The sequence below is a fragment of the Microcoleus sp. B4-D4 genome (assembly GCF_036705185.1).
Lineage (GTDB): Bacteria > Cyanobacteriota > Cyanobacteriia > Cyanobacteriales > Microcoleaceae > Microcoleus.
The window spans coordinates 29,683-52,807 of record NZ_JAUBTX010000027.1; the positions used below are offsets into that span (position 1 = coordinate 29,683).

Below are 23,125 nucleotides of genomic sequence, written 5' to 3' on the forward strand. Positions count from 1 at the left end.
ATGCAACCGACGATAAACGCAGATAATTTCAAGTCTTGAGAGCCAATGAATGACAGAGGTCTACTATACAGAGAATTACGCACCAATAGCCCAGAAACCGGGTTTTTCAAGCGGTAAAGAGCAAGCGTCAAATATTTGCGTAAAAAACCCGGTTTCTGGGACGAAGCGCGTTTAAGTCCTGATGAAATTAACGGAAGGGTGGCGAGTAAAGCAAACCGCCATCTTTCCAGAGTCTGTTTTGACCTCGGTCTAACTTAAGTGTACTTTTCGGGCCGAGGTTGCGATCGTATATTTCCCCGTAATTCCCCACTTTTTTAACAACGCGGAGAGCGAAATCGTCCGAGAGTCCGAAACCTTTACCTAAGTCTCCTTCTTTTCCTAGCAAACGTTTGACGTTCGGATCTGTAGTGCTTGCTGCAATTTTATCTACATTTTCTGAATTAATTCCCAAATCTTCAGCTTCAATCGCCGCAAAAATAATCCATCTCACCGCATCCGCCCATTTCGCATCGCCGCTTTTTACCGCTGGGGCTAAGGGTTCTTTTGACATCACTACCGGCAAAATCACATTGTTCTCGGAATTCGGTAGAGTTGTGCGCTTAGAAAGAAGTTGCGATCGATCGGAAGTAACACCTTGACAGCGACCTTCTTGATAGGTAGCAAAGGTAGCATTCACATCTTCAAACACGACAGGAGTGTATTTGACTCCTAATTTTCGCATTTGGTCGGACAAATTTTGTTCGTTGCTCGTACCTGTCTGCACGCAGATAGATTTGCCGGCAAAATCTTTTAAACTTTTGATGCCGCTGTCTTTTTTGACCATGATGCTTTGAGAGTCATAAAAGACAATTGGCGCAAATTCCAGTCCCGTAGTGCTGTCGCGACTGGCCGTAAAGGTGGTATTTCGGCTGAGAAGGTCGATTTCTCCAGATTGCAAAACTGTAAATCTATCTTTGGCGTTGAGCTTTCGGTATTCGACTTTTTCGGGATCGTCAAATATTGCCGCCGCCACCGCCCTGCATACATCTACATCGAGTCCCGAATATTTACCTTTTTCGTCTACAAAGCTAAAACCCGGTAGTTCGCCGCTGACGCCACAAATGAGTTTGCCGCGGCTGACAATAGTATCTATCCGGCTGGAACCTTGTTGCGATTTGCCTTCACCAGAATTTGTCGCTGTATTTTGTCCGGTTTGTGCCGATCGATCCCGACAAGATGCTAGCGGTGCGACTAATAACACGCTTGCTAGCAACAGAAATCCCCATTTACGCATAGATTTTAGTAGAACGCTTTCCTGACGATCCTACCTTGTCGCTGTCGATAACTTTGCCGATCGCCCATTTACAACATCGGGCTGCTTCAAATTAGCTGTTGTGAACCGCGACAACTCCACGCAAACCAGCCGATCTTTTTGAGCCGGCTGCGGGCGATCGCCCTTCTCTACAATATTTATCCAATTTTGATTTAATCGGCTCAGAACTGATCGGGGGCCAAACGCTCCTCAGCTAAATCGCGAATTAGCGACAGCCGAGACTCGATGTACTCGTTCAACACATCTGTTTCATTGCCATTGAGCGCAGAATTTGCCTTTAACTGCTTCAGCAGCCACTGTACCAGGGTGTCATCGTCTAAATTGACTAACAGAGTGGCTTGGGTGGTCTCAATTAACGACCAGAGTTGACGTAACATGATTGGAGTCATAAAACCTCCTCAAGCGTAAATACGCAGTTAATGGGTTGGGCGGACGAAAATCCGATCTTAGTCTTTCAAGCCGATATACGAAAAGTATCTTTTGAGCGATCGGCTTAATGATTATTTTATATTTCACCACAATAACTCAATTTAGTAGTGTCAAAAGCTACAACACACAAGATGTTATAAGAGTTCCTAATCTCGTCACATAGAAATAAATATCTTGATAAAAAGTTAAAAATCTTTACAGGCTACCCATCGCAGGGACTAATAGGAGATGTTCGCGATCGGGCCACTTCTGCATAAAATCAATCAAGTCCTAGGTTGCGTCGCCTAGCGAAAATCCCTAAACATATCCATAATCTCATAGATCCGCACCTTGCCAACTATCGCCCGTGCAAAAAACCCAACACTTCTTTTGTAGCCAAACTATCATGATTTTTTAGGCCTGGGCACTCCTACAAATACTGTAGAACCTATTACTGACCAGCCGTCCACTTTTCAACCCTCGCCAGAATTATTTCTAATTCAGCGATGATTTTCGTTGCACCCTCCAAATCATTAGATTCGGCCAGATTTTGAAGCTCAGCAGCCAAATCCGGCATTCGCCGCACCGCCGCCGTAGCGCTGACACCTTTAATTTGATGCGCGTGGCGGGCCAGCGCCTGCACATCTCCCGAAGAAATCGCCCCCTTAGCTGCTTTTAAATAACTGTCAGTATCCACCACAAAAGTTTGCAAAATTTCCAGCTCAAAATCTAAATCAGCGCCAGCAATTTCGTGCAAACGCGCCATATCCACTACAGATTCTAGATCCGCTGCAGAGTTTTCGAGTTCCTCGCCCTGAAACTTGGGACTTTCAATTTTTAACTTTACCGACCAATTTTCGAGTACAGATTTTAACTTTTCGATCGAAATAGGTTTGCTAATATAATCGTCCATCCCCGCCGCCAGACACTTTTCCCGATCGCCCTTCAAAGCATTCGCCGTCATCGCAATCACCACCGTATGAAGCTCCAACTCCCCCAAACCAGCAGCGCCTGTCGCTTCCAGACGGCGCAATTCCCGCGTCGCTTCGTAACCGTCCAAAACCGGCATCTGACAGTCCATCAACACAATGTCATACTTTTTGAGAGTCAGCATCGATAGCGCCTCAGCACCGTTATTCGCCACATCCGCAGCGCATCCCAAAAGTTTGAGTTGATTCAAGCCAACTTTTTGATTGATCGGAGTATCTTCAACTAACAAAATCTTCAAGCTGGCTAACTCCCGATTGTCAACAACTGAGGGTTGATTATTGGTGGGATTTGCCAGCGACAGATCGATTTCAACACTAGGGGCGATCGCATTCACCAAACAATCAAACAGCCGATGAGCTTTCACAGGTTTAGTTAAATAGCCGCTAAAACCGATATCTACCAAACGTTTCGCCTCCGATATCTGAGTAATAGAAGTCAACACCACCCAATGCGTTTGCTGCATAGCCTGCTCAGCAATCATCAAACGTTCCAGACTTCCCGCCACCATTTCCGGTAACTGAATATCAACCAAAACAATAGCGTAAGGAGAATTAATGCTGACAGCTTTGTACAGAGAGGCGATCGCCATCCAACCGTTCTCAACCTCGTCAACTTCCATTCCCCACAAAACAGCCATTTTCAGCAGCACTTTTCGCAATGTCGGCTTATCGCTAGCAACTAACATTTTTCGTCCCGCCAACACCGTTTGCAAATTCACGTCGCACGCTGTCCTCGCAGTCAAATTTTCCTTAACAGCCGGCACAGTAAACCAAAAAGTTGAGCCTTGACCAAGCGTGCTTTCCACGCCTATTTGACCCCCTAGCAACTCCACCAACTGCTTAGAAATAGCCAGACCCAAACCTGTGCCGCCGTATTTTCTTGTCATAGAAGCATCAACTTGGGTAAAAGATTGAAACAGCTTTTTTTGGTCTTCTTTCGTAATTCCAATTCCTGTATCGGTGACTTTAAACAGCAGCAACAGCGAGCGATTGCTTCCGAGTTTTAACGGCTGCATATTCTCTAAATTTTTACGAACGGCACTGTCTGCCACCAACCCCGGAGGCCTGCCAGTAGAAACTTCAATTACTACTTCTCCTACTTCGGTAAACTTAATCGCATTGTTGATTAAGTTAGTGAGAATTTGCCGCAACCTCGCTGCATCGCCTCTAATTTGCAGCGGCACGTCGCTGTCAATCAGCGCCACCAATTCTATACCTTTTTCTTGTGCGGGAGTTGCCAACAAATCCAGCACTTCATCCAAACAGATACTGAGATCAAATTCGATAGTTTCCAAGCGCATTTCTCCGGCTTCCAGTTTGGAGAGATCGAGAATATCATTAATGATTGATAGCAAATTTTGGCTGCTGAGTTTCAGCGTCTGTACAAAGTCTAGCTGTTCGGGAGTGAGATTTGTTTTCAGCAGCAAATCAGTCATTCCCATCACTCCATTCATCGGAGTGCGGATTTCGTGACTCATATTTGCTAAAAATAGCGACTTCATTCTAGAGGCTTCTAGGGCTGCTTCTCGGGCCTGCTGGGCTTGTTCAAACAGAGTAGATTGCTGAATGGCGATCGCCAACTGCACGCTCAACCTTCCCAGCAAATCCACCTCAGAATCAGTCCAAGCGCGCGGGCCACCGCACTGGTGAGCAACCAGCAATCCCCACAATCGATTTTGACTCGCTTCCAAACTCCCCATCGGCGACCCTATTCTGGGAGTTTCCGGCGGATATTCTGTTGCCAACTCCTGACTTTCATCGCCGATAAAAATTGGTACAACTAAATTAGCCTTTACCTGCCAACTAACCAGAAAATCTCGGTGGATGTCGCTCAAACTGGCGGTATAAATATCTGCCCTTGCTTGAATTTTTCCGGCGCGGTATAGCGATAGATAACTTTCGCCAAAAGATATTTCTGGAACTTTTATGCCCAGCAACGGCATCCAATCATCCCCTACAGATTCCACAACAACACTCGCTGTTTCCTCGGAATCAAAACGATAAATTACCGCGCGATCTGTTCCCAGCAATTGCCGCACCTCTTGTACAGCAGTGCTCAGAGTTTGAGTGAGATTGAGAGACTGCCGGACTCGCTGGGCGATCGCCGAAACTAGCCGTTCTTGTTCTGCTTGTTCCCGCAGCATTCTCTCAGCTTGCTTGCGTTCAGTCACATCGCGAATTACCGCAGCAAAGCACAATGGTTCGCTTCTTTGAGGATGCTTTACCAGAAAAGCATTTATCACCACATCTATGCGTTTTTGGCTGTGGAAGTTCTGCATTTGACCTTCACCTTGCCACTGACCGTCACTGAGCATTTTGGGCAAAATTTCTTGAGTAAATTCTTGTTTAAAAGTGTGACCTATATAATCCCAGATCTCCGTATAAAGCATTTCCGAAAGCGGATCTACACCAACCATTTTGCGTCCGGCTTCGTTGACAAATAGTGTGTGGCCTTCGAGAGTAGCCATACCGATAAAATCGCTGCTATTTTCAATCAACGACACAAATTTTTGCCGTTCTTCTTCTTCTTTTTTGCGTTCGGTAATGTCGCGCTTGACGCAGACGTGACAAATTATATCGGCGCTGTTGTTCATCACAGAGTATGCCGCTACGTCGATCGCCAGCGTGCGACCTTTTTTAGTAGAATTAGTAATTTCGCCCCGAAAAGTTCCTGTTTTCGCTAAATTTTTGGTAATTGCCGAAAAGCGCTCCTCCGCCACCAGCGGTGGCGCTTCTGCTTCTAATTCTGCGTCTGTGTATTCTAGCAGCGATTGGTGAGCGCGATTTTGTTCCAGAAAAAACCCATCAGCATCGATAATTACGATCGCATCGTTGGAGTTTAAAAATATTTCTCGATAAAGTTTAAGTTTGTCCTCAGCTCGCTTGCGTTCGGTGATATCTCTTTTGACGCTGACGTAACAAACCACATCCCCAGCATCATTGAGAACCGCAAAAGCCGAAAGTTCCGCCTCAAAGATTCCGGCTTGTAAAGCCTTAACACAGGTTATTTCGCCTCGATAACTCCCTGTTTCGGCTAAGCTTTGCAGCAGCGACGCAAAAGCCGGTTCTCCCATGTGAATCGCAGGGGTTTTTCCCCACAATTTCGATGAACTGTAACCCAGCAAAGCTGTGTGAGCTTGATTTGTTTCTAAATAATAGCCTTGGGGGTCTAAAATGGCGATCGCATCGTTAGACTTTAAAAATATTTCTTGATAAAGTTGCAGTTTTAATTCCGCTTGTTTGCGATCGCTAATATCCGTGAACAAGCCGTAGTAAACTATCTCCCCCGATTCTTGCATTTCCGGTTGAGAAGCTCCTTGCATCCATTTCAGTTTTCCCGACGGAGTAACAATTCTGCCTTCCCACCGCCAAGGCTGCAAACTTTCAGCAGAAATCTGCACCGAGTTGACAAAATCATCTCGATCTTCGGGATGAATCATGTCAACAATTACATTAAAATCTTGCTGAGCCACCTCTGGTTCTATTTCATACAATTCTCGACAGCCCGCGCTCACAAACGAGAAGGTCATCGAACCGTCTGGCTGCAAGTCAACTTGATATACCGTACCAGGTACGCTAGCAGTAATTTTTTGCAGTTTGGCTTGGCTTTGATTTCTGGCTTCCTCTGCGGCAGAGTGTTCTAAAATTTCCCGATAAATACCCAAAACCCCAAATATATTGCCCTCCGCATCCCGCAGCGGCAGTTTTTGGGCGTCAAAAAAGTGTTGTCTGTCGCCTCCAAAGACGATCGCCTGGTAGGGATTGCGAACCATCTCCCCGGCGAGTACAGCTCGATCTTCCTCGCGAATGCCCCTAACAAAGCCTTGGCGATCGCCAAATACGGCTGCTGCTGAAAATCCTAATTCAATGTCATCTTTTCCGAGAATTTCTTCAACATTTTTTCCTAAATATTGCGCCAAAATTTGATTAACAAAAATGTATTTAAAATTTCGATCTTTTGCAAAAACTATGTCCGGCGCACAGTCCGCCAAAGCCCGCAATACGAATTCTTTAGTTTCCTCACCGACGGCAAAATTATCTCGATCTTTTTCCTTGACATTCGGCTTTTTAGCTGCTAAATTAATCAAAGATGTTGCACAAATTTGAGCGACAGTTTGGAGCAAACAAAGGTGTTCAATATTAAAAGCAGTTGCCTGCTCTGCACCGATAAAAAATACTCCCAACAATTCTTGACTTTCATCTTCGTTAGCTGGTGCCATCAAGACAGACTTAAACTGACCGATTGGTGGCAAAGCGATGTTGTACGCCCAGTCCCGATTTCCAGCGAGCCATTCAACGCGGGCTGCTTGCAATCGTGCTTTAATTTTGGCTTTGGTGCGAGCAGTTAAAGGGTTTGACAGTGGTTGGAGGTATAGTCGATCGTCCGGTAGCGTCAAAAGTTCGTTAGCGTTAGCGAAGCGATCCGAAGGAAAGCCCGCCCCTACGGTGGCTGGGCCCTCGAAGAGGATAGTCTCCGCAGGAATCAGACGCCCGATATGTTCGATACACGCAGACCAAATTTCCTCAGCAACCGTGGCAAGTTGTACTTTCACGGTAAGTTCGTTGAGAACTTGCAGTTCAAAAGTACGCTGGCGGACTTGTGCTTTGAGGCTGGCGGCTAGGATTTGCATAGTGCTCACCACACAGGTTTCCTTATATTATAATTATTGATTTTCAAACTTTTTTAAACAATAATTTTAAAATATATCCGGCGAAAAGACAACTTTTTTAGATTTAAATTACCTTCATTCGTCACAAAATAAAAGCGCGATCGGGAGCGAAGCAGCAGTGCAAGACACCTGCTTCGCTCCCGCTGCAAAGTTGAAAAGTGAAATTATCCCATCAAAATCACGTTATCAATAACGTGGATGACACCATTTTCAGCTTCGATATCTGCCGCGACAACAGTAGCGTTTTTCACTTCAAAACCGTCAGAACAATCAATTTTAATTGGCGAACCTTCTAAAGAAGTAACAAAACCGAGTTTTGCCAAATCAGCCTTCATAAACTTGCCGGAGACGACGTGAAACATCAAAATTCTGCTCAATTGGGGGACATTCTGCACTAGCGTAGTGATAGTTCCCGGTGGCAATTTCGCAAAAGCATCGTCAGTGGGTGCAAAGACCGTGAAAGGCCCCGGACTTTTGAGTGCATCTACTAAATTAGCTACTTGCACCGCTGTTACCAGGGTTTGGAATGAACCCGCACCTACGGCAATATCCACAATATCAGGCATTTTGTTCTACCTCGTTTGGCAAAAAAGTTCTATTAAGTATCGTAAACTGATGCGGGCAAGAATACCTACTGTCTTTACTAAAAAATTGGTAATTCGTTGAGGTGCTGGGATTTATCTCCTCTCTTATTTTGCGGACACAAGTCCGAACGATCGAACCTCACAATGGTTATTTTATAGGCATCATATTATTAACTAATATGTAACTTAGTCGCGAGGCAATTTAAGATCCCTACAAGATTGCTGGCGGTTATGACACCAAAAGCTTTGTTTCTAAATCTGTTATTTCTAAATTTAAATTCTCTCCTTTATGAAGATTGAAGCTGCCATACAGAATAGAAATCTCAAAAATATCCGTATGAATTAAAGCTGCTTGACGGTGTTCGTCTTCACCCAAATGAATGCCAATTAAATCAGCTTCAGGTTCTTGTACATCTTCAGGATGAAACACTTCCCAACTGACATCTCGGCAGTCATGAAATACTATGGTATAAGGCAAGCGATCACCTGTAGGATCGTAAATACATTGAAATAAAATTTCATTTCCCCACAAAGAGACATTGACATTGGTTACGAGGGATGTCAGTCCACCTAAATTAAGTAAGTTGTAGTCATCCGGCATACTAATTCCTCACTTTTTCTCCAGTATTGTGTGTACCCAGAATTGGGTTGCCAAATTCATCGCGTGTTTTGATCGAACTGCCGTCTTTATCAAGACGCAAACCTTTGTTTATTCTTCTGCCATCTGAACCGTATCTAGGAGCGGGGATGCGTATAACTTCACCATCAATACGAATATGGACTCGCGAACGATCGGCAAATTCGTATTCAAGATAACCACCTTTAGTAGGTCGGATTTCTGCACCCAGTCCGCGCAAAAAGTCATCGACTTCTTGGCGAGTCATTCCGGTTAAGTCTCCAAATTCCGATGCAGTTCCATGTCCTCCAACTCCCTGACTCGGCACGCCAGTCTCCCCACCAACCATTGCTGATTTGAGTTTAACACGGTTGGAAGAAGGAAGTTCGGCAACGAGCAATGTACGTAACGGATGTAACTGATGTAAGTCCGTCGGAAGATGGAAGAAGGAAGTTCGGCAACGAGCAATGTACGGGATGTAACGGATGTAAGTCCGTCCGAAGAAGGAAGAAGGAAGAAGGAAGAAGGAAGAAGGAAGAAGAAGGAAGAAGGAAGAAGGAAGAAGGAAGAATTATTCCTTAAACTCGCAATTTTCAATTTTCAATTTTCAATTACCAATTACCCAAAGAATAGGGGTACGCACTGCGCCCCCTATTAATAAACTAACTAAAGTGGTAAAGAATTATTGATTAGCCGAGTTGAACTTTAACCACGCGGTTCTTTTCTGCTTCCGCCTTTGGTAAAGTCAAGTTCAAAATCCCATTTTTGTACTCAGCTTGTACGCTGTCATTTTGAACTCGTGCGGGTAGGGGAATCACCCGGCGGAAGGAACCGTAGCGAAACTCTGAACGGGTTATGCCTTTATCTTCGCTCTTGATTTCCGATCGCCTTTCGCCACTAATAGCCACCGCTTCTGCGGTTACTTGTACGTCCAAATCCTGAGCTTCCATTCCTGGGATTTCTAACTTAAGGTGGATGGCTTCGGGAGTGTCATTGAGTTCGGCGGGGGGGACAAAAGCTAGGCCGTTAGATGGGCGATCGGTCGCTGGTGTCAAGCTATCAAACAACCGATTCATTTCTCGCTGCAAGGAGTCCATTTCTCGCAAAGGTTCCCAACGAATAAGTGCCATAATTGATACCTCGAATCTCTTACGTTGTTAGAGGTTGAGAAACACTTGACTCAACCTGTATTTAATATATTCCTGCTTCCGCAACAGCGATATTCGGTTTTCCGCAAAAAGGGCGATCGCATTTCCGAACATTGGCGATCGTACTGCTAAATCATTACAGGCGCAGGTATCCGAGGGAGCCACAGCTAAATAATGTTAAATTTGAGATTGCTCTGCTTTTTCTCAAGTCGGTCAATCCCACCGCGAATGCTGATAAGAAGCGTAGGTATCAAACAAAGCACCAACCAAACCAAAAGCTAGACCGATCGCCAAAACACCCTGGAGAGGAGAGCCGCTGCCGAAAGTAGCTAAGAACTGTAAAATCATGTTTTCTCCAGAACGACCGAGCCCTTGGAAGCCAGGGACGAGGCTAATCAGCGCACAGCCAGTCAATCCCGCGCCGATCGACAATAAGGGAGCGACAAAGCTCAACAGGCCCGTCAGCAGTAAAGAGCGAAGAAAATTAGGAAATATGCTCATAAGAGTCAGTAAATTCAGCTAAACTGCCGAAAGGTGCAAGTAAACAAAACTTGTCTTTTTCTACGATAGGCAGCGATCGCCCTCCGCAGCCAATTCTGTCAAAAATCTTAAATCTTAGAGAAGAAACTTGTTTAAGATTTGTAGATAGATTTCATTTTTGGCAGTTGTTCTACAGTCAAAATCCCTTGAGCACAACTACACAGTCGAGCCTCAGTTTGTGGAGTAAGCGGTTGTTCGCAGCAATTTTATTGGGCGGCCAAGTCATGCTGCACCTGCTGACGCGCAAAATTAACCGCCGCAACACCCTCGACCAAATGGCAGCAGTTGGCCCGGAATCGCTGTTGATTGCTTTGCTGACTGCTGGTTTTGTCGGCATGGTATTTACTATTCAGGTAGCGAGGGAGTTTATTAACCTCGGTGCCGGCAATGTCGTCGGTGGCGTTTTGGCTTTGTCTTTGACTCGCGAACTCGGCCCCGTTTTAACGGCGGTAATCGTGACGGGACGAGTAGGTTCGGCTTTTGCGGCGGAAATCGGCACAATGCAAGTCACAGAGCAGATAGATGCCCTGCTGATGCTCAAAACAGACCCGATCGACTACTTAGTAATTCCCCGCGTCATTGCTTGCTGCTTAATGCTGCCAATTCTGACAATATTGTCCCTAGTCACCGGCATCATCGGCGGGCTGCTGATTGCAACGACAATGTACGGCATCTCTCAAACAGTGTTTTTAGAATCTGTCCGCCATTTCCTGAGTCTGTGGGATATTTGCAGCGCAGCAATTAAGGCTTTTGTGTTCGGTGCTTTGATTGCTGTAATCGGTACTAGCTGGGGTTTGACCACCACCGGCGGCGCAAAAGGTGTGGGCCAATCGACTACTACAGCGGTGGTGACGGCTTTGCTGGCGATTTTTGTGGTTAACTTTTTGATGACTTGGATCATGTTTCAGGGGACGGGCTCTAGCGTACTCAAAGGCTTGTAAGCTAGGAAACAGATAAAATATGAATAATTGGCAACATTCGTTTATGTACCTTTGATTTAAACCTGTGAATACAACCGCCTCTGCGACCGCGCCCACAAATACGATCGAGCTCGCCCCGAGTTTTGCGATTCCCCTAGTGCTGGTACTGGCCGCCGTACCGCTGCTGTTCGTGCAGAAGTGGGCGAGTTTGCCGCTTTCGCTGTTCGGCTTGTTTCTGATGTACCAAGCCGCCACCATCCGGCTGCAATTCACCGCAACGGATTTGGACATTTATCGATCGCAAAACTTAATCCGCCGCTTTCCTTACCGAGAATGGCAAAATTGGCGGATATTTTGGCCCGCGCTGCCGATTTTGTTCTATTTCAAAGAAATTAACAGCATTCACTTTCTGCCGGTTCTGTTCGATCGTAAAATGCTACAGACCTGCTTAGAACAGCGCTGTCCCCGTCAAGACTAAAAAAGTTGTTAATTTAAAATATTTAGCTTTTCCGTGCCCTCGGCCGAACAAAATTTCCCATGAATTCAGACGAATCTCCAACCCAAAAACCTCAAGAAACAGCCGCCGCTGACGGCGAACTAAACTTATCTGTGCATGAGACGGAGTACCAACTTCCATCTCAGATACCGTCCAAGCCGATCGCTCTTAACAAACCTGCCGCCCAATTCCCGCCAGAAACAGACCCCTGGGCCGAGGAAGAGGCCGAAATCGCCGATGAAGCGGACGCAGCAAGCGCGATCGACCAAATTCAGCCAGAAACAGACGATCGCTCTTTTGAAAGCGCGTTAGCGAAGCCCTCGAAGAGGATCGGTCGAATCGAGCCAGAAACAGACTCCCAGCCAACAGCAACCGCCGCAACGGTGACAGAAATTTCAGAAAATGTTACCGAAAATGTGGCAGATCGAGTTCAAAAATTGCTCCAGCAAGAACAAAATTTGACAGAAAAAATTGCGGCGCTGGAAGCCGACAAAGCCCAAGCATTAGAAGCGTTGAGCGAGGCTCAATCATCGATGGGGCGTTTGGTACAAGACGGCTTGATTCAATTAGACAAGCGCAAACAAACCCTACAAATCGAAATAGAAAAACTCGAACGCCGGCGCGATCGAATTCAAAAGGAAATGCGGACAACTTTTGCAGGCGTTTCCCAAGACTTAGCAATCCGAGTCCAGGGTTTCAAAGACTATCTAGTCGGAAGTTTGCAGGATTTGGCCGCCACTGCGGAACTCTTAGATTTGACACCGCCAATCCAAGAAACGCCCAAGCAAATGTATGCGGACGAATCGGAATCCTCAGCACCAGTAAATCTGAGATTTGCCGAACCAGGATTTCAAGAACAAACCAAACAAATTCGCCGCATCCTCGACCAATATCGCACCCTCCCGGACTACTACGGCCCAGCTTGGCAACTCCGCCGCACCTTTGAACCCATCCACGCGGAACGAGTCTCTAACTGGTTTTTCACCCAAGGAGGAAGGGGCGCTTTGCGAACTATGGGTTCGCGCTTGCAAAATATCTTGATTACTTCGGCGATTGTTTCTGTCCTCAGAAGCGTCTACGGCGCACGGGTGCGGACTTTGGTGCTCGCCAACAGTCCCGAACGTTTGGGAGAGTGGCGCAGGGGTTTGCAGGACTGTTTGGGGATTACTCGCAGCGATTTTGGCCCGGAACGCGGCATTATTATGTTTGAGTCTCCCGAGGCTTTGGCTCAAAAAGCCGATCGACTGGTGAAAGATGGCAATTTGCCGCTAATTGCGATCGATGAAACTGAGGATTTAATTAGTTTGTCAATGCTGCAATTTCCGCTGTGGCTGGCCTTTGCTCCAGATCCGCAAAGTTTGATGGTTCCTAAAGATTTTTGAATGGGTAATTAGTAATTAGAAACGGGTAATGGTAATCGGTAATTGCTGATTGGACAAGCAAAAAACACACCATACCCGGCAGGGGCGGGTTGAGTTCAGAATCTATGAAACAAGCAACTCGATGAGGCAAAATCCGCCCTCTCTTTATGAAGGTAAAAAAACACATTTGCTATGGCAAATTGTAAAAATACACGAAGATTAAATTAAAACATGACTAGCTGGATAGTTTTAAATGGCGCACTTTTAATAGCAGCTTATCTGCTGGGTTCAATTCCGACTGGGTACACCCTGGGTAAATGGATGCTGGGAATTGATATTCGAGAGGTGGGTTCTGGTTCGACTGGCGCGACTAATGTACTGAGGACTTTGGGGAAGGGGCCGGGGTTGGCGGTGTTGCTGGTTGATGTGTTGAAGGGCGTAAGTGCGATCGTCCTAACCCGCTACATTTACTCTCTAGATTTTACCAGTCAGCTAGCGATCGGCGCAGGTTTAGAAAATACTGCCACTGTCATCCCTTGGATGGCAACTTTAACAGGCTTGTTTGCTGTTTTGGGCCACAGCAAGTCTATCTGGCTGGGGTTTACCGGCGGTAAATCTGTGGCTACGAGTTTGGGAGTTTTGCTGGGTTTGTATTGGCCAGTTGGTTTGGGAACTTTAGGGATTTTTGGAATTGTTTTTGCAGTGTCCCGAATTGTTTCTTTAAGCTCGATTATCGGAGCAATTAGCGTTGCTGGATTGATGTTTGCTTTACATCAGCCGCTGGCTTATGTATTGTTTGCAATTGCGGGCGGTGTGTTTGTGATTGTGCGGCACCGCAGCAATATTCAGCGCTTGTTGAACGGTACTGAACCGAGGATTGGAGAGAAATTGGAAACAGCAGCTAGCGATCGATAATCATATCATGTCCGGTTGATGACCATAACAAAAACCCTTCGTTCTTAGTGCGGACTTTACTGATTGCGGTCAATCGAACGGACATGATGTAATACTAATTCCGGTTGCACGGTCAGGTGATTGTTGACTGTTGACTGTTGACTGTTGACTGTTGACTGTTAACGGGCGGGTCGAAAAAACTGAATGGTTGAGTGTGAACTGTTGACTCGATTTTATAATTCCAATGCTACCGGATTTGATGTATAGCGGTTCTCACAAAAATGAGGTATGCCCTATGCCCTATGCCCTATGCCCTATCCCGGATAGTACCTCATCTTTCTGAAAAAGGTTGTAACACCTATTTTCCTAATTCTTGAGAACGCAAATAAGCCGCTTTGACTGCTTCGATCGTAGCAGATCGAAAGCCATTACTTTCTAATTTAGCAATTCCAGCAATAGTTGTGCCGCCGGGACTTGTCACTCGATCTTTTAATTCGGCGGGGTGCATTCCTGTTTCTTGTAATAGCTTAGCTGTACCGAATACAGTTTGGATTGCTAATTGAGAGGCGATCGCCCGTGGAAGACCTGCACAAACTCCGCCATCTGTCAAGGCTTCGATAAAAATTGCCACATAACCGGGACCGGAACCGGAAAGCCCAGTCACCGCATCCAGCATACTTTCGGGAACTTCCACGACTTCTCCCACAGCGCCAAAGATGCGTTTTACCAATTCTAAATCGGTTGGTTGCACGAGTTTGCCAGGGGCGATCGCGCTCATTCCCGCCCCCACCGTCGCCGGAGTATTCGGCATCACCCGCAGCACTCCCCGCCCAGGGAAAGCCGGTTCTAGCTTGCTGAGCGGGACTCCTGCTAAAATCGATACTATCAACGCTTCGGGCTGGGAATTAGCCGTTTCTCCATTATTTGCTTGTTGGCGATCGATCGCCACAGCCAACTCCAAAGCTACCGTATCAAACATTTGCGGTTTAATCGCCAAAAACAGCACTTCTGTAGCGGTAGCAACTTCTAGATTGCTTGCTGTTGTAGCGATTCCGTAGGTTTCCGTCAAAAATTCGCGCCGTTGGGGTTGCGGATCGCTGACCAATATTTCTGAGGGTAAATAAACTTTTTGTGCTATGAGGCGCGACAGGAGAGCTTCTCCCATTACCCCGCCGCCGATCGTACCAAATTTGATGTTAGTCATTAGTCAGTTGTCAGTTGTCAGTTGTTAGCTAATGTTAGTGAACTACTCAGCGCTGATGCTATCGCATACAGCGTGGGCTTCTGTCTTCGCAGGGGAGTGCCTCAGATTGGACTTACGCCCCACCTTTGGACTTACCTTCCCTCCAACAGCAGAAACGGCTGTTCCATCCGTCTTTAGCATTCTGATACCTTCATTCCTGATATTTGTTGCAGCATTGCCATCTCTGTCGTGATGAGTGCCACAGTAAGAGCAAGTCCACTCGCGCACATCTAAAGACATTTCCGAGACTTGATGCAAACAAACTGAACAGGTTTTAGAGCTAGGGAACCATCGATCAATTTCTACTAACTTACCGCCTTTGCGGTCTAATTTGTAGCTCAGGAAATTGACAAAAATTCCCCAACCAGCATCAGAAATAGCTTTAGCTAAGCAATGATTACGAACCATGCCTTTAACATGAAGATTTTCTACTATGACAACTTGGTTTTTGTTGACCAGCTTTGCGCTGAGTTTATGCAGAAAATCATGCCGAAAATTGGCTACCCGTTCGTGTATCTTAGCCAGTAATTTTTTAGCTTTTTTGCGAGAATTACTGCCATCCTTTTTACGCGCTAACTTTTGCTGCTTACGCTTGAGATTGTGTTGATGTTTTACAAAATGTTGAGGGTTCTCAAACTTAGAAATCTTAGTGCCATCGGCAACGATTGCAAACTGTTTTAATCCTAAGTCAATCCCAAGGATTTTGCCAGAAGTAGAAAATTCTGGATTTTCACCTTCAATCTCAAATAAAATTGCAGCAAAGTATTTACCTGAAGGGTTTTGGCTAACTGTGACAGTTTTGATTTTTCCGTCAATCGGTCTATGTAATTTTGCTTTGACTACTCCAAGTTTAGGGAACTTGAGTTCAGCGTCAGAAATGACTTGAACATTTTGGGGGTATTGAATCGACTGCTTATGCTTTTTTGACTTGAACTTAGGAAACTGAGCTCTTTTGTCAAAAAAGTTTTTATAGGCAATCGTGAGATTAAGCGTAGCCGCCTGTAGCACTTGACTGTAGCAGTCACTTAACCATTCATATTCCTTTTTTAGCGCTGGCAGTAAAGCATTTAATGCAGATTGTCCAAGCCCTTTGCCAGTCTCTTGATAGACTTCAATCGACTTATTAAGCGCGTAATTCCACCACCAACGAGCGCAACCAAAGCTCTGTGCCAGATGCTTGCACTGCCGATCGGTAGGGTATAAACGAACTTTGACAACTTTGCGTAGCATTTAGTTACTGCTAATTCCTAATTAATAGTAAATATTAGATCAAAGGTTTTGCCGATCTACAAATATCGCAGAGCGAACAAGTGGGCATAGAACTCAATTGTTCTGTACGCTTTTATCCCGGCACTCAACGGACTACCATTAGAGTGGGGGACTTCCAGCTTGTTAGTTAATCTGCAGTCTTGATTCCACAGTTAAGCTGCTTTGCATCTAATTTGACAGTCAATTTTTCTACAATTATTGTGGGATGGGCAGGAGAGCCCGTCTTTGTATTCAATTTAGATGCGTAGCAGCTTATTAGTTGTCAACTGTCAACTGTCAACTGTCAACTGTCAACTGTCAACTGTCAACTGTCAGTTGACAACTGACTAATGACTACTGAGCCATTGGAGCTTGTTCTGCCGGCCAGACAGTCGGTGCAGGAGCAGCAGCAGGGCGGGGGCGTCCTTGGGCTGGGGGCACTTCGTGAACCACACCAGACTGAGTTCTCACTTGCACGCAGCTAGGCGTAAACAAGAAAATGCTTTCGCCAATTCGCTCTTGATGACCGTCAAGGGCGTAAGTACCGCCCGCTACAAAGTCCACAGCTCTTTGCGCTTGGTCTGGATCCATCACAGTTAGGTTCAAAACCACAGACTTGCGCTCTTTCAGCGCTCGAATTGCTGCCGGCATCTCTTCAAAAGTGCGCGGCTCCATTACTACTACTTCCGAAATCCCGTTCATAGCTCCAGGCATTCCAATCACGTTATTCATTACTGACCCTACTCCCCCGGTTGGTGCAACAACATCCGTACCTGTCGATCCTACTACTGACCGCTCCCGCATTCTGCGATTTTGGCGGCGTTCTTCTTCTGCTGCAGCGGCTGCAGCGGCGTTCGGTTCGGGCGGTTGGTAGACGGTTTGAAAACGATCTCCATCCGCTTCGTCGTATTCGTAATCGTATTCACTTTCATTGTTGAAGCCTACAAAATCTCGTAGCTTAGAAAAAATGCTCACCATTTAAGCTCCTTCACGACTGTACTGCCCCGACTATACTCGCGTTGCGGGTTAGCCGCGGGTCGCTAACTACTCTATTTTTAACCCAAGTTGTCCTCTCTTCTAGAGCCAAACAAGCTTGTTCCTAGCCGTATCATAGTAGCACCTGCTTGAATTGCCAAATGATAATCTCCCGACATCCCCATCGAGAGCTGCTGCATTTGGATGTGGGGCAAATTTTGCTGCTGGATTTTATTAGCAAGTTCGCGGGTGCTGTTAAACAATTCTAGGATTTGCGCCTCATCTAATCCTAGCGGAGGTATTGTCATCAAACCTTGAATTTTGAGATTCTCACATTTATTCAGTTCTGGGAGGTCGGCAAGCAGTTCTGGGACTGTCCAGCCGTATTTGTCGGGATCTGGCAACATTTTGACTTGCAGGCCGACTTGAGGAGAGCAGGACTGTTCTCCCGCTATGCGATCGAGCCTAGCTGCCAATTTTAAGTTATCTACAGAATGAATCCACTGGAAATGCTCTAGGGCTTTGGCTGCTTTGTTGGCTTGCAAGTGCCCGATGAGGTGCCAGTTGATGTCTGGCAAATCTTGCAGTTGGTTTTGTTTTTCGACAGTCTCTTGAACCTTGCTCTCCCCAAAATCTCGGATGCCCGCGCCGTATGCTTCGCGGATAGCATCAGTCGATACCTGTTTGGTAACGGCAATTAACCGCACTGATTCGGGCAAGTGTTGGCGAATGCTGTTAATTCGAGAGGTAATGGTCATAGTTGCTCAATGCTCGGAAGTGGAGGGAAGAAAAGTTAGGAACGAAAATTTAATCAGTAGGGCGTGCTGAATTAATTACACTTGCATATCGCCCCAGGGCCCAATCAGCGTCAAGAGTCTTTTTGTAATTAATGATGCCCGGTTACTTAATTTAAACATCTGCTACACTTCTGTGTTTCCAGAAGCGGCGAGGTAAAGAAAGGCAGAGCCTGGTAACGAGGAATTTCCAATTACGAAATTCCCAATTACCAATGACTAATGACCAATGACTAATGACCAATGACAGATTTTCGCTATTGAAATGTACGCTGGTGAATGGCTTGCAATTGGTCGTAATCTTTGTATTGCCCGTTGCGGCGGAGCGTTCGCAGGCGAATTTCTACCATCAGGCGAGCGTCGGAGCGGCTGATGGGTTCAAATCTCAGGCCGCCTGGGCCGTTTGTCACTAAGAAGAATAGGCGTTGGGCGTATAGTGTGGTGAATAATTCTTGGCTGTCTTCAACCTGGGATACCCTGAAGAGGAGGCCGAAGTTTGGATGGTTCAGGTAGGTTTCTGTAGTCATTTATGCTCACAGTCGATCGATTTTAGTTTAAAGATTTAGATTTTAGATTTAAGTTTCGCTGGCGCATCACGGGAGGGGGTTGTTTTCTGGCGGGGTACAAAGGGCGATCGCCCTAGCGGTGCAGTAGTCTCCGTCGTGGCTGAGGCTCGTGCTGCTGCTGTTCCGTGCAGTTGCACGTTTGGAGCACCGCGATCGTCCCGCCGAACTTCCACATCTGCATATCGTATTCCCCGCCATCGGGTGCCTAGAGCTTTGACAACAGCGTCCTTGGCGGCCCAGCAGCTAGCTGGTTGCAGGAAACTCGATTCATTTTACCTTTAATGCTGCTGTGTTGAGAATTTTATTGCCCGCAATCCCTGCGTTCGGCGGGCGTGTAAACTTTTTCGAGGAAGCGCGATCGCCAAATCGGTCTAATGCGGCGTCAACTACCCATCAATCACTCAATCCCCCAATCTAAAATCTAAAACTTGTTCCCTCGCGAAGTCGAATAATCTAAAATCTAAAATCCTAACTATCCCAACCCCAAACCAAGCGGGCGCTCCAGAGAAGGATCAAGCAACCGAGGGCGATCCAGTCTCGGATTTTGAAGTGCAACTGATGCCATTCTACACGGTGTCGATCGGGACTTGTGAAGCCACGAACAGTCATGGCGCTGGCTATTTGTTCGGCTCGCAACAGCAAATTTTCTAACAGCCGCTCGGCGATGAGCAACCAAACTTGAGCGGCGCGGCGAAATCCGAGTTTTTTCCAGTTTATGGCTCTGGTGCTGACCGATCGCACTAAATTTTGTATTTCTTCCAATACTAGGGGAATGAAGCGCAAAGATAACGTTAATGTTAGCGCTATTTCGGTGACAGGCCAGTGCAAGCGGCGCAGCGGGCTCATTAAATTTTCAATAGCGCAGGTAATTTCTTCGCTGGCTGTGGTGAGTAGATAGAGGTTGGTGCTGTAAATTACTGTGAAAAATAAGGTGCTGACGTTGATAGCTAAATCTATGGATTTGCGGGTGATTGTGATCGGGCCGCCTTTAAATAAAACGTAACGGTAGTTTGTGGGTTGGGGGAGTTTAGTTTGCGGTTGAGATTTGGAATTTTGGGTTGGGGAGTTTGAGCCTAAATTAAAAGGTTTGTACCACGCTTTCGGCTCTGGAGGGGGTGGAAGGGTTGCGGGCTGTTGGGAAAAGGTTAATTCGTCGGCGGGGATGCGGGGCTGGTGTTCTGAGGGGAGTGCATCGGGGGCGATCGCGCTGAGGCAAAATACTAAAAGGCAGAATAGCAGCAGCAGTCCCATTTGCTGTTTCCACACGCGCAGGGGAATGGCTGCGGTTAGTGTCAGTACGATTAACATTGCTACTAGCATCAACCGCCAAGCGGGGTTGGCGAGTATGGGCGCGATCAGGAATGTCATCAACCAGGCTAGTTTGACGCGGGAGTCTACGCGGTGCAGCCAGGTTACGGGTTGTTCTAGGTAAAGTCCTATCGGGAGCGATCGAAGTAAATCCATGTTGCGATTTTAGATTTTAGATTTTAGATTTTTTGATTGTTTGAATTGTTTAATTATTTAATTGGACTTTATTTTATTGTTTAATTTTTGAGGGAAAACTTTTTTGGTTGGGGATTTGAGATTGTTTTATTTGCGACTTGCTGTTGGGTTTTTAGCAATTAAAGTTTTGATTGAAGCAACTGTCATTGCTAAAATTTCATTCGTTTCTGACATGATACTCCTCAAATTAGTGACATCTACTAATTTAGCTTCAACTATCAGCTCCATCCTCTAAAGACATTCATCTGCTTCTTCTTCCACTATTCTGAGTTTTGCAATTAAGTCTGCTGTCGATCTAGCGCGACAAGCTGCTCGATAGTTAGCCCCTACAGAAGTTCCTGAACGAATTAACTGCTTGCCAATTACCTCAGAAACGGTATTTTTGGGCAGTGAACTTACTAGCTTAATAAGTCTTAATGCTAGAGCCTTCGTTCTTTGTTTAAACTCTTGTTCGTCCATCTTGGGATTTTCGATTTTCGATTTTCGATTTTCGATTTTTTCATTGAAATTTTAAATTTTAGATTTTAGATTGGGTCTTTGACATTGGGATTTTGCAATTGTTTGATTTTTGATGAAACAAAAAAACGCAATTCATTAATTTTATCATTAAATTGCGTTTTTTCTTCAATCTAAAATCCAAAATCTAAAATCTAAAATTACTTGACTCGGAGTGCTCTGTTTGTTGTGCTGACTTCGGTGGCTCGAACTTTTTTGCCTCTCCATAGCAGCCGCATTGGTGTGCCGGTAAAGCCTAGGTGTTTGCGGAATTGGCTTTCCATGTAACGGCGGTAGTTTTCGGTGAACCGTTTGGGATCGTTGACAAACAATGCAATTGTTGGTGGCTGCGATCGCACTTGGGTTCCGTAATAGATTTTACCTTGTTTTCCTTGGCGGGTAACTGGCGCTGAGTGCCAGCTTGTGGCTTCTTCTATGACTTCGTTAATCACGGCGGTGGGGACGCGACGCTTGTGTTCGTCGGAGGCTTTGTCTACTAATTCAATGATTTTTTCAACTCGCTGTCCGCTCATGGCGCTGACGAAAATCATTTCTGCCCAGTCGAGGAAATAAAGTCTGCTTCTTACTTCTTTTTCGTACTCGTAGATGGTGTCGTTATCCTTTTCTATGGCATCCCATTTGTTGATGACCATGATGCAGGCTCGACCTTCTTGGCTGATGCGATCGGCTAATTTTTGGTCTTGATCCGTAACGCCATCAATTGCGTCAATTACTAGCAGTATAACGTCGGCGCGGCGGATGGCTTTGAAAGCGCGGTTGATGCCGAAGAATTCTGCGCCGTATTCGACGTTTTTCTTTTTGCGAATTCCGGCGGTGTCGATCAGGCGGTAGGTTTGACCGTTGCGTTCTACTATGGTGTCGATCGCGTCGCGGGTTGTGCCGGAAATTGGGCTGACTATGGCGCGGTTTTCTCCGAGAAATGCGTTTAGCAAGCTCGATTTTCCGACATTGGGACGACCGATAATTGCTACTTTAATTTCATCTACTTCTGGCTCTATTTCTGTGGGAAGGTGAGTCATTAGTTGGTCTAGCAATTCGCCGGTGCCGTTACCGTGAATCCCGGAAATTGGGAAAGGTTCTCCCAGTCCCAATGTCCAAAAGTCTGCTGCTTGTGTGAGTCCGGTATTTTCCGATTCGCACTTGTTGACGGCTAGAATGATGGGGACTTTTTGCAGGCGCAGCCAAGATGCGATGGATTCGTCGCCGCCTGTGAGTCCGGTTTTTCCGTCTACTACGAAAATGGCTGCGCTGGCTTCTGCAAGCGCCGCCAGTGCTTGTTCCCGGATTAATGGCAGAAATTCGGTTTCGTCGTCGAATACTAGCCCGCCTGTGTCTACGATTTGATATTCGCGATCGCCCCAGTATGCTGGTCTGTAGGTGCGATCGCGCGTGATTCCCGGTTCGTCGTGGACGATGGCGTCTTGGCTGTTGGCTAAACGGTTGACGATCGTCGATTTGCCTACATTGGGGCGTCCAATAATAGCAACTATAGGTAGAGGCATAAATGTAGCAGCAATTATGCTGCGCCGTAATTTTGAGCTTTAGTCTCTGATTATAAGGGAATCTGACTGAAATGAACAGACTTATTTCTCTCTTGGGGTTAGCGGTTTTTGTCGCTTTGTCCTAGGCATTTTCAGTTTCTCGGCGCGCTGTTAAGTGGCTTCCCGTACTTTGGGGAATTGCTTTGCAGCTAATTTGGACAATTTTGATTCTCAAAACTGCTCGTGGTTTGGCGCTATTTACATTTTTAGGAGATTTAGTCACCCAGTTTCTAATTTTTTTATATAGCGGAGCAAAGTTTTTATATGGAGAAAAATTGATGGAGCGTTTTATCGGTTTTGCAGTGTTGCCGACTCTCATTGTTTTCTCTTCATTTATCACCATAAACGATTTCTGAACGATCGGCAATTATTCCGATTTAGGCTTTGTGCAGTTTTTCTAATATTGGTTCCATCGGGATTCAAATTTGGGGGATTGGTGCGATCGCGCTATCGCATCAGGGCGATTTTGCTCGGTTGGGCGCGATCTCAAATCCTCTCTTCATCGGAATAGTAAATTCACTGTTAACGGTTAACTGTTAACAGTTAACCGTTAACATCATGAGGATTGCAACCGGAATTGATATGAGGACGATGATTGCTGGTTCTGTGGCTTGTTTTATGACTGCTTGCATGGCGGGAATGCTGCTGTCAATTTTTTGAGTTTTGTCAGGTGATTGTGGCGGACTCTACTCGCAAGGTTATTAAATAAAAGTTAAAATTTAAGGCTTGATAGTTAAAATATGATATCACCTTAAATGTTCGGGAAGCACAATATCTAATTTGAGCGATCGGCTATTATTG

At 45.9% G+C, this 23,125-nt stretch carries 25 protein-coding genes and 1 pseudogene; 7 read left to right on the plus strand and 19 right to left on the minus strand.

The genetic code is table 11. From position 1 onward, the window contains the following. Positions 1-187: 187 nt before the first annotated feature. From QUB13_RS19300 to QUB13_RS19325, 6 genes are all read right to left on the minus strand, one after another. The gene (locus QUB13_RS19300; RefSeq protein WP_333383547.1) at positions 188-1,273 is read right to left on the minus strand and encodes an amino acid ABC transporter substrate-binding protein; all 1,086 of its coding nucleotides are present in this window, start codon (positions 1,271-1,273) and stop codon (positions 188-190) included. Between the two features lie 200 nt (positions 1,274-1,473). After that, positions 1,474-1,701 carry a hypothetical protein gene (locus tag QUB13_RS19305; protein WP_333092834.1) on the minus strand — a complete coding sequence of 76 codons (228 nt, stop codon included), beginning with the start codon at positions 1,699-1,701 and terminating at the stop codon, positions 1,474-1,476. Between the two features lie 470 nt (positions 1,702-2,171). Continuing rightward, complete coding sequence (locus tag QUB13_RS19310) at positions 2,172-7,340, minus strand: PAS domain-containing hybrid sensor histidine kinase/response regulator (RefSeq protein ID WP_333383649.1); 5,169 nt, start codon at positions 7,338-7,340, stop codon at positions 2,172-2,174. A gap of 203 nt (positions 7,341-7,543) precedes the next feature. Continuing rightward, entirely contained in the window at positions 7,544-7,945 is a 402-nt protein-coding gene (locus QUB13_RS19315) for a fasciclin domain-containing protein (protein ID WP_333383551.1), read from the minus strand. Positions 7,946-8,192: 247 nt separating this feature from the next. Beyond that, positions 8,193-8,564 (minus strand): hypothetical protein, encoded by a 372-nt coding sequence (locus QUB13_RS19320; protein ID WP_333383554.1) that lies wholly within the window; start codon positions 8,562-8,564, stop codon positions 8,193-8,195. Between the two features lies 1 nt (position 8,565). Continuing rightward, the gene (locus QUB13_RS19325; protein WP_333383556.1) at positions 8,566-8,928 is read right to left on the minus strand and encodes a hypothetical protein; all 363 of its coding nucleotides are present in this window, start codon (positions 8,926-8,928) and stop codon (positions 8,566-8,568) included. 50 nt (positions 8,929-8,978) lie between these two features. Between QUB13_RS19325 and QUB13_RS19330 the strand changes: the two genes are divergently transcribed. Then, positions 8,979-9,161 carry a hypothetical protein gene (locus tag QUB13_RS19330; RefSeq protein WP_333383559.1) on the plus strand — a complete coding sequence of 61 codons (183 nt, stop codon included), beginning with the start codon at positions 8,979-8,981 and terminating at the stop codon, positions 9,159-9,161. 107 nt (positions 9,162-9,268) lie between these two features. Here QUB13_RS19330 and QUB13_RS19335 read toward each other — a convergent pair whose 3' ends face one another. From QUB13_RS19335 to QUB13_RS19345, 3 genes are read right to left on the minus strand one after another with little or no spacing between them, the layout of a single operon-like run. Next, positions 9,269-9,709, minus strand: coding sequence for an Hsp20/alpha crystallin family protein (locus QUB13_RS19335; protein ID WP_333092830.1), 441 nt, complete (start codon positions 9,707-9,709; stop codon positions 9,269-9,271). 27 nt (positions 9,710-9,736) lie between these two features. Then, positions 9,737-9,892: a hypothetical protein gene (locus tag QUB13_RS19340; RefSeq protein WP_333118224.1), complete on the minus strand. Its 156-nt coding sequence runs from the start codon at positions 9,890-9,892 to the stop codon at positions 9,737-9,739. Between the two features lie 48 nt (positions 9,893-9,940). Continuing rightward, positions 9,941-10,228 (minus strand): hypothetical protein, encoded by a 288-nt coding sequence (locus QUB13_RS19345; RefSeq protein ID WP_194068401.1) that lies wholly within the window; start codon positions 10,226-10,228, stop codon positions 9,941-9,943. A 185-nt stretch (positions 10,229-10,413) separates the two neighbouring features. Between QUB13_RS19345 and QUB13_RS19350 the strand changes: the two genes are divergently transcribed. The 4 genes from QUB13_RS19350 (at position 10,414) to plsY (ending at position 13,959) form a co-directional block, all read left to right on the plus strand. After that, entirely contained in the window at positions 10,414-11,208 is a 795-nt protein-coding gene (locus tag QUB13_RS19350) for an MlaE family lipid ABC transporter permease subunit (RefSeq protein WP_194011627.1), read from the plus strand. A 64-nt stretch (positions 11,209-11,272) separates the two neighbouring features. Beyond that, complete coding sequence (locus tag QUB13_RS19355; RefSeq protein WP_194011621.1) at positions 11,273-11,665, plus strand: DUF3119 family protein; 393 nt, start codon at positions 11,273-11,275, stop codon at positions 11,663-11,665. Positions 11,666-11,724: 59 nt separating this feature from the next. Continuing rightward, entirely contained in the window at positions 11,725-13,065 is a 1,341-nt protein-coding gene (locus tag QUB13_RS19360) for a DUF3086 domain-containing protein (protein ID WP_333383564.1), read from the plus strand. A 210-nt stretch (positions 13,066-13,275) separates the two neighbouring features. After that, entirely contained in the window at positions 13,276-13,959 is a 684-nt protein-coding gene (gene plsY, locus QUB13_RS19365; protein WP_194011623.1) for a glycerol-3-phosphate 1-O-acyltransferase PlsY, read from the plus strand. Positions 13,960-14,296: 337 nt separating this feature from the next. Here plsY and proC read toward each other — a convergent pair whose 3' ends face one another. The 10 genes from proC to der form a co-directional block, all read right to left on the minus strand. Further along, a complete protein-coding gene (proC, locus tag QUB13_RS19370; RefSeq protein WP_194011624.1) occupies positions 14,297-15,142 on the minus strand; it encodes a pyrroline-5-carboxylate reductase in 846 nt (281 codons plus the stop codon). 42 nt (positions 15,143-15,184) lie between these two features. Further along, positions 15,185-16,411 carry an RNA-guided endonuclease InsQ/TnpB family protein gene (locus QUB13_RS19375; protein WP_333092825.1) on the minus strand — a complete coding sequence of 409 codons (1,227 nt, stop codon included), beginning with the start codon at positions 16,409-16,411 and terminating at the stop codon, positions 15,185-15,187. 372 nt (positions 16,412-16,783) lie between these two features. Further along, positions 16,784-17,407 (minus strand): cell division protein SepF, encoded by a 624-nt coding sequence (locus tag QUB13_RS19380; RefSeq protein ID WP_194011439.1) that lies wholly within the window; start codon positions 17,405-17,407, stop codon positions 16,784-16,786. A gap of 77 nt (positions 17,408-17,484) precedes the next feature. Continuing rightward, positions 17,485-18,162 carry a YggS family pyridoxal phosphate-dependent enzyme gene (locus QUB13_RS19385; protein WP_333383575.1) on the minus strand — a complete coding sequence of 226 codons (678 nt, stop codon included), beginning with the start codon at positions 18,160-18,162 and terminating at the stop codon, positions 17,485-17,487. A gap of 293 nt (positions 18,163-18,455) precedes the next feature. Next, a complete protein-coding gene (pipX, locus tag QUB13_RS19390) occupies positions 18,456-18,725 on the minus strand; it encodes a transcriptional coactivator PipX (protein ID WP_194011441.1) in 270 nt (89 codons plus the stop codon). 35 nt (positions 18,726-18,760) lie between these two features. Next, complete coding sequence (locus QUB13_RS19395) at positions 18,761-19,021, minus strand: 4'-phosphopantetheinyl transferase superfamily protein (protein WP_333383655.1); 261 nt, start codon at positions 19,019-19,021, stop codon at positions 18,761-18,763. Positions 19,022-19,232: 211 nt separating this feature from the next. Continuing rightward, positions 19,233-20,228, minus strand: coding sequence for an energy-coupling factor transporter transmembrane component T family protein (locus QUB13_RS19400; RefSeq protein ID WP_333092822.1), 996 nt, complete (start codon positions 20,226-20,228; stop codon positions 19,233-19,235). Positions 20,229-20,354: 126 nt separating this feature from the next. Further along, positions 20,355-20,495 carry a hypothetical protein gene (locus tag QUB13_RS19405; RefSeq protein WP_333383580.1) on the minus strand — a complete coding sequence of 47 codons (141 nt, stop codon included), beginning with the start codon at positions 20,493-20,495 and terminating at the stop codon, positions 20,355-20,357. A 3-nt stretch (positions 20,496-20,498) separates the two neighbouring features. Further along, positions 20,499-20,726 (minus strand): four helix bundle protein, encoded by a 228-nt coding sequence (locus tag QUB13_RS19410; RefSeq protein WP_333383582.1) that lies wholly within the window; start codon positions 20,724-20,726, stop codon positions 20,499-20,501. A 197-nt stretch (positions 20,727-20,923) separates the two neighbouring features. Further along, positions 20,924-22,285 (minus strand): ribosome biogenesis GTPase Der, encoded by a 1,362-nt coding sequence (gene der / locus QUB13_RS19415; protein WP_333118231.1) that lies wholly within the window; start codon positions 22,283-22,285, stop codon positions 20,924-20,926. A 137-nt stretch (positions 22,286-22,422) separates the two neighbouring features. On the opposite strand from der, the pseudogene QUB13_RS19420 reads away from it, so the two are divergent. Beyond that, positions 22,423-22,680 (plus strand): annotated as a pseudogene (locus QUB13_RS19420) (Na+ dependent nucleoside transporter N-terminal domain-containing protein); the annotation flags it as partial. A 28-nt stretch (positions 22,681-22,708) separates the two neighbouring features. Next, positions 22,709-22,864 (plus strand): hypothetical protein, encoded by a 156-nt coding sequence (locus QUB13_RS30520; RefSeq protein ID WP_442922182.1) that lies wholly within the window; start codon positions 22,709-22,711, stop codon positions 22,862-22,864. The last annotated feature ends 261 nt before the right edge of the window (positions 22,865-23,125 follow it).

Excerpts from the sequence above, each read along its gene's own strand:
- QUB13_RS19300 (WP_333383547.1), bottom strand. The coding sequence starts at position 1,273 with ATGCGTAAATGGGGATTTCTGTTGCTAGCAAGCGTGTTATTAGTCGCA.
- QUB13_RS19380 (WP_194011439.1), bottom strand. The coding sequence starts at position 17,407 with ATGGTGAGCATTTTTTCTAAGCTACGAGATTTTGTAGGCTTCAACAAT.
- QUB13_RS19310 (WP_333383649.1), bottom strand. The coding sequence starts at position 7,340 with ATGCAAATCCTAGCCGCCAGCCTCAAAGCACAAGTCCGCCAGCGTACT.
- plsY (WP_194011623.1), top strand. The coding sequence starts at position 13,276 with ATGACTAGCTGGATAGTTTTAAATGGCGCACTTTTAATAGCAGCTTAT.
- QUB13_RS19405 (WP_333383580.1), bottom strand. The coding sequence starts at position 20,495 with ATGGAGCTGATAGTTGAAGCTAAATTAGTAGATGTCACTAATTTGAGG.
- QUB13_RS19315 (WP_333383551.1), bottom strand. The coding sequence starts at position 7,945 with ATGCCTGATATTGTGGATATTGCCGTAGGTGCGGGTTCATTCCAAACC.
- QUB13_RS19325 (WP_333383556.1), bottom strand. The coding sequence starts at position 8,928 with ATGGTTGGTGGGGAGACTGGCGTGCCGAGTCAGGGAGTTGGAGGACAT.
- QUB13_RS19305 (WP_333092834.1), bottom strand. The coding sequence starts at position 1,701 with ATGACTCCAATCATGTTACGTCAACTCTGGTCGTTAATTGAGACCACC.
- QUB13_RS19330 (WP_333383559.1), top strand. The coding sequence starts at position 8,979 with ATGTACGTAACGGATGTAACTGATGTAAGTCCGTCGGAAGATGGAAGA.
- pipX (WP_194011441.1), bottom strand. The coding sequence starts at position 18,725 with ATGACTACAGAAACCTACCTGAACCATCCAAACTTCGGCCTCCTCTTC.
- QUB13_RS19320 (WP_333383554.1), bottom strand. The coding sequence starts at position 8,564 with ATGCCGGATGACTACAACTTACTTAATTTAGGTGGACTGACATCCCTC.
- proC (WP_194011624.1), bottom strand. The coding sequence starts at position 15,142 with ATGACTAACATCAAATTTGGTACGATCGGCGGCGGGGTAATGGGAGAA.
- QUB13_RS19385 (WP_333383575.1), bottom strand. The coding sequence starts at position 18,162 with ATGACCATTACCTCTCGAATTAACAGCATTCGCCAACACTTGCCCGAA.
- QUB13_RS19345 (WP_194068401.1), bottom strand. The coding sequence starts at position 10,228 with ATGAGCATATTTCCTAATTTTCTTCGCTCTTTACTGCTGACGGGCCTG.
- QUB13_RS19375 (WP_333092825.1), bottom strand. The coding sequence starts at position 16,411 with ATGCTACGCAAAGTTGTCAAAGTTCGTTTATACCCTACCGATCGGCAG.
- QUB13_RS19335 (WP_333092830.1), bottom strand. The coding sequence starts at position 9,709 with ATGGCACTTATTCGTTGGGAACCTTTGCGAGAAATGGACTCCTTGCAG.
- der (WP_333118231.1), bottom strand. The coding sequence starts at position 22,285 with ATGCCTCTACCTATAGTTGCTATTATTGGACGCCCCAATGTAGGCAAA.
- QUB13_RS19400 (WP_333092822.1), bottom strand. The coding sequence starts at position 20,228 with ATGGATTTACTTCGATCGCTCCCGATAGGACTTTACCTAGAACAACCC.
- QUB13_RS19360 (WP_333383564.1), top strand. The coding sequence starts at position 11,725 with ATGAATTCAGACGAATCTCCAACCCAAAAACCTCAAGAAACAGCCGCC.
- QUB13_RS19410 (WP_333383582.1), bottom strand. The coding sequence starts at position 20,726 with ATGGACGAACAAGAGTTTAAACAAAGAACGAAGGCTCTAGCATTAAGA.